This window comes from Vibrio sp. V43_P6S15P86, from assembly GCF_009904725.1.
Classification (GTDB): Bacteria; Pseudomonadota; Gammaproteobacteria; order Enterobacterales; family Vibrionaceae; genus Vibrio; species Vibrio diabolicus.
This window is the reverse complement of sequence record NZ_WXWT01000069.1, coordinates 1-3,931: the sequence shown is the minus strand read 5'-3', so window position 1 is coordinate 3,931 and position 3,931 is coordinate 1. Positions and strand designations below refer to the sequence as shown.

Sequence of the window (3,931 nt, the reverse complement as noted above, 5' to 3'; positions counted from 1 at the left end):
AAAAGATCATCAAGAAACTGAAGATCGATTTATCGTTGTTTTTTAATATAAGGTTTTATTTATCAACTGTTTATGTTTGTTTTGTTTTTTCTTTATTTGTTTTTCTTGTTGTAGGAGGGAACTGAATTGCTCATTTGAATTGAATTCTTCACAAAGTTATTCACAGAAAAGGTGAATAAATGTGGGCAATGTCTCACTCTTGTGTTGATAAGGTATTATTTGATTAAAAGATATCCAAATATGGTGGAAAGGTAATAAATCTTGCTCATATCACATCAGTAAGTTTGCTAGTAATGGGGATATGTGGAAAAATCACGGTAATAAAAAATTTATTCATAGAGGTTAGCCAGTGATAGATGGCGATGGTTACCGACTTAATGTTGGTATTGTGATATGTAATAACCATGGTCAGGTCTTCTGGGCTAAACGATACGGGCAACACTCATGGCAATTTCCACAAGGTGGAATTGACGAAGGTGAAACTCCAGAACAAGCCATGTTCAGGGAGTTATATGAAGAAGTCGGTTTAACGAAAAAAGACGTTAAGATCATTGCAACAAGTCGTCATTGGTTAAGATATAAGCTACCAAAACGATTGGTGCGTTGGGACTCCAAGCCTGTTTGTATCGGCCAAAAACAGAAATGGTTTCTGCTGAGATTAGAATGCGATGAATCTCGTATTAATATGCAACGCGGAAAATCCCCTGAATTTGATGGTTGGCGCTGGGTGAGTTACTGGTATCCAGTTAGGCAAGTTGTTTCTTTCAAGCGAGATGTTTATCGACGAGCGATGAAAGAGTTTGCATCCTTAGCCATGCCTTTTCGAGAGAGAAAAGCGAAAGGGAAAAGAAAAAAGCAACGTAGAGGATAATCATGCTCAGTCAGCTAAGGGAAATAGTTGAGAAAGTCTCCAGGGTCGATGATGTGCATCTGGCACTCGATATATTGGTGAAAGAGACTTGTGCTGCCCTTCGCACTGAGTGCTGTACTATCTATCTTGCTAATGAAGAAATGCAGCGCCTTGAGTTAATGGCAACTCAAGGCCTTATTTTTGAAGGTGATAGTATTCATATCAACTTCAATGAAGGCTTGGTTGGGTTGGTTAAACGAAGCGCAGAGCCACTCAACCTTGCCGAAGCCTCAAAACATCCCGAGTTTAAATTCTTCCCTCAACTCGGCGAACAGATTTACCACTCTTTTTTAGCCACTCCAATCATTCATCGAAAACAAGTTTTAGGTGTGTTGGTGATCCAGCAAAAAACACCGCGCTTGTTCAGTGAAATGGAAGAGTCGTTTCTTGTCACGTTGTCCGCTCAGCTAGCAGTGCTTATTGCGCATGCGCAGAATCTTGGGCATTGGCAGTTGGCATCTAAACCCACGGTATTAAAAGGTTTGCCTGCATCTACAGGTGTCGCGATTGGAGAGTTTTGGTTCGACAATACCCAACCGAGTTTATCGGATGTTTTCCCATCGTCCACGTTAGATAAGGAACGTGAGCACGAGACATTGCTGGTGGCGATAGAGCGAGCGTTAAATGATTTTCGCCGTATGCGGAAAAAGCTGGACAGTGAAATCAACAAAGATGCGCTGGCGATCTTCGATCTGTTTACGCACTTACTCAATGACCCGATGCTTCGTGGTGATTTGAAGAAGCAAATTGAAAAAGGAGACAGGGCAGATTGGGCGTTACGCCAAGTGGTAGAGTCATACTCGAATCGATTTGCCAGAATGTCGGATGTCTACATGCGCGAGAGAGCGCAAGACATCCGAGAGTTAGGGCAAAGGCTGCTCTATTTTCTGCATAACAGTGAGCAAGAAAATTCTGCAATTGATCGTCCCATTATTTTGGTGGCGAATGAACTCACTGCCACCTTGCTCGCGTCTGTACCTAAAGAGTTTTTGTTAGCCGTCGTGTCACTAGAAGGTGGCGCGAACTCTCATGCGGCTATTTTGTCTCGCGCACTTGGAGTTCCCGCTGTCATGGGCGCCAACATTAACCCGGATGTGGTCAATGGAAAACTCGGGATAGTCGATGGCTATACGGGTGAGATCTTCTTAGAGCCAAACCGTCAGTTATTGCGAGAGTATCGCAGCTTAGTAAGTGAAGAGTCAGAATTGTTTGCCATGGTAAACAAGGACCTCGCACTCCCTGCGGTTACGCAAGACAATCACCACATCGAAATTATGCTCAATGCGGGGCTCAGTGCAGACAGTAATATTGCCATCAATACAGGTGTTGATGGAGTTGGGTTGTACCGAACTGAGATTGCATTTTTACTTCAGCATCACTTTCCGTCAGAAGATGAGCAGTATCATCAATATCAAGCGATACTCAACAGTTATCCGAATCAACGAGTGGTGATGCGTACTTTGGATATTGGTGGTGACAAACCTTTGCCGTATTTGCCCATCGAAGAAGATAATCCGTTTCTAGGCTGGCGTGGCATTCGTTTTACATTGGATCACCCAGATATTTTCTTGATCCAGCTGCGTGCAATGTTAAGGGCGAGTGCAGAAAGCGGTAACTTAAGTATTTTGTTGCCAATGGTGTCTGGGGTAAAAGAGCTAGACGATGCCATTAGCTTGATTAATCAAGCCCACAGCGAAGCCGTGTTGCTTGATGATAGAATTCAGTTCCCACAAGTTGGGGTCATGATCGAAGTGCCATCAATGGTGTATTTATTGCCAACGATTGCTCACCGTGTTGATTTTGTTTCTGTCGGGACAAACGATTTAACCCAGTATTTATTAGCAGTTGATAGGAACAATTCGCGCGTCGCGGATGTCTATGAATCTATGCATCCAGCGGTACTGCTAGCGCTTAAGCAAATCCATGACGTGTGCGATAAGTATCAGGTGCCAGTGTGTATTTGTGGTGAGTTAGCTGGCGACCCATTTGGCGCTCTTCTCTTACTTGGGTTAGGGTATACCAGTTTGAGTATGAACACCTCCAACGTGGCTAAGGTGAAATATTTGATTCGTCATAGCCAACAAGAAGAATTAGAAAAATTAGCGGAGCAAGCAATGACAAAGTCCTACGGGGAGGACATTCATCAAATGATGCATGACTTCTTCATCCAACAGGGTTTTGCGGGCTTTATCCGTGCAGGTAAAAAGTAGGAAATCGTGACCGTCTCTTTATTTTTGTTATTGTTTGCGCTAGGCGCTTTTGTGGGTGTGATGGCGGGGTTACTCGGTATCGGTGGTGGTTTGATTGTTGTTCCTGCCTTGTTGTATTTGCTTCCTCTTGCTGGAATCTCTCCAGAAATGAGTATGCACATGGCCCTAGCCACTTCGTTAGCGAGTATTATTGTCACGTCAGGCTCATCGGCGATGAATCACCTTAAGCTCGGCAATGTCGATATGTTCGTCGTAAAATGGTTGATGCCAGGTGTGGTTATAGGTGGTTTTGTCGGTGCCAATATTGCTGAGTGGATCCCTACGCACTACTTGCCGAAAGTATTTGGTGTCATTGTTCTTTGCCTGTCAGTACAAATGTTCCGTTCCATTAAAGTTACGAGCAGTAAACCTATGCCGAGCAGCCCGGTGACCGTTGCGTATGGCACGGGGATTGGCGTTGTATCAAGCCTTGCTGGTATTGGTGGCGGTTCACTATCGGTCCCATTTTTAAATAAACACGGGATAGAAATGCGTAAAGCGGTAGGTTCATCTTCCGTTTGTGGTTGCGTGATTGCTATTTCTGGTATGATCGGTTTTATCTTACATGGCTATAAAGTAGAAGGCTTGCCTTCATACAGTATTGGCTATGTTTATCTTCCCGCATTATTAGCGATTGCCATGGCCTCGATGCTCACAACAAAAGTGGGTGCGAAGCTGGCAACTAACCTTCCAACTGCGGTATTAAAAAAGATATTCGCGGTGTTCTTAATGTTTGTAGCAGCGACCATGCTGCTCTAAGTTTGTACCCAAG

At 43.9% G+C, this 3,931-nt stretch carries 3 protein-coding genes; all 3 read left to right on the top strand.

All coding sequences use genetic code 11. From position 1 onward, the window contains the following. Positions 1 to 349 precede the first annotated feature (349 nt). From rppH to CAG69_RS03100, 3 genes are read left to right on the top strand one after another with little or no spacing between them, the layout of a single operon-like run. Positions 350 to 871, top strand: a complete 522-nt coding sequence (gene rppH, locus CAG69_RS03110) for an RNA pyrophosphohydrolase (RefSeq protein WP_005381953.1) — start codon at positions 350 to 352, stop codon at positions 869 to 871. 2 nt (positions 872 to 873) lie between these two features. Next, positions 874 to 3,120 (top strand): phosphoenolpyruvate--protein phosphotransferase, encoded by a 2,247-nt coding sequence (gene ptsP / locus CAG69_RS03105; protein ID WP_047009107.1) that lies wholly within the window; start codon positions 874 to 876, stop codon positions 3,118 to 3,120. A gap of 6 nt (positions 3,121 to 3,126) precedes the next feature. Beyond that, complete coding sequence (locus CAG69_RS03100) at positions 3,127 to 3,918, top strand: TSUP family transporter (protein WP_161442676.1); 792 nt, start codon at positions 3,127 to 3,129, stop codon at positions 3,916 to 3,918. Positions 3,919 to 3,931 lie beyond the last annotated feature (13 nt).